The organism is Crossiella sp. CA198 (assembly GCF_052078295.1).
Classification (GTDB): domain Bacteria; phylum Actinomycetota; class Actinomycetes; order Mycobacteriales; family Pseudonocardiaceae; genus Crossiella.
In genome coordinates this window covers 1-872 of sequence record NZ_JBQJIM010000076.1, presented here as the reverse complement: position 1 = coordinate 872, position 872 = coordinate 1, and the positions used below count along the sequence as shown (strand labels likewise).

The 872-nt window shown below is 66.5% G+C and carries 2 protein-coding genes and 1 pseudogene; all 3 read right to left on the bottom strand.

Going from position 1 to position 872, the window contains the following annotated elements; all coding sequences use genetic code 11:
• Positions 1–257, bottom strand: a pseudogene (locus ACTOWY_RS44805) (site-specific integrase); the annotation flags it as partial.
• Positions 258–306: 49 nt separating this feature from the next.
• Positions 307–495, bottom strand: coding sequence for a helix-turn-helix transcriptional regulator (locus ACTOWY_RS44800; protein WP_308301120.1), 189 nt, complete (start codon positions 493–495; stop codon positions 307–309).
• A gap of 26 nt (positions 496–521) precedes the next feature.
• Positions 522–872 (bottom strand): replication initiator (locus tag ACTOWY_RS44795; RefSeq protein WP_441315700.1); only part of this gene is annotated, 351 nt, incomplete at its 5' end.

The following is an 872-nucleotide window of genomic DNA, read 5'->3' as shown; positions in this document are numbered from 1 at the left end:
TTCGGGTCGGTGTAGGTCCCGGCATACTTGTCGTTCTCGACCTTGGTCATGAACTCCTTAGCCCGCCCCAACTGCTTGTCCGGGAAGGACTTCGACCGCTCACGCTTGTCCGGGTCTTGGTACTTCACCCGGTACCGCAGCCCCTTCCCGTGTTCCGGGGTGGGTTCCTGGACCGGTTTTCCCTTGCTGTTCACCACAATCTCGCCGGTCACCGGGTCGGTCTTGTCCCGGTACCAGCGATCCTGGATATGTGCCATGACCTGTTCTCCTCTCTGTGCTGGTAGTTGCCGAAAGAAGCCGGGGCGGCTAGGCCGCGCCGAGTTCCTTCACCCACGCCCGGACCACATCGGGGTGGTAGCGGACGTGTTTGCCCATCCGCAGCCACGCCGGGCCGTAGTCCTTCAACCTCCAGTCCCGCAACGTCTTCTCCGGGATGGACAGAAACACCGCCAGCTCTTCCGGCGTCCACAAACCCTCGACACTGACCAGACGCACCCGCGCTTCCATCGCTGCCCGCCCCCCTACGCCGCTTGACCGGTTGCCGAAAGATCCGGCGGTGTCGGCGGGTCGCCCCCGCTGGCCGCCAGGAGCGCGGTCTTGTACTGGGCCTTCCACCGCAGCCGTTCAGCGACCGCGTGCATGAGCAGGTGCGCGCGAGGAGGCACATCCGGGTCCCCGGGCGCGACCTTCTGCCACACCACCGAGGCCGTGTTGTCCCGGTCGGTGTCCGGGGTGATGCCGACATCGACGAGCAGTTGCCGAACAAACTGGGTCCGGTCGTGGCGGTGGTCGGCGAGGGACTTGCCCGACCACTTCCGCGAGACCAGCACGCGCCGCCCTGGCAGGCCGAGGGTGGAGCGGCGGTGGGCCTT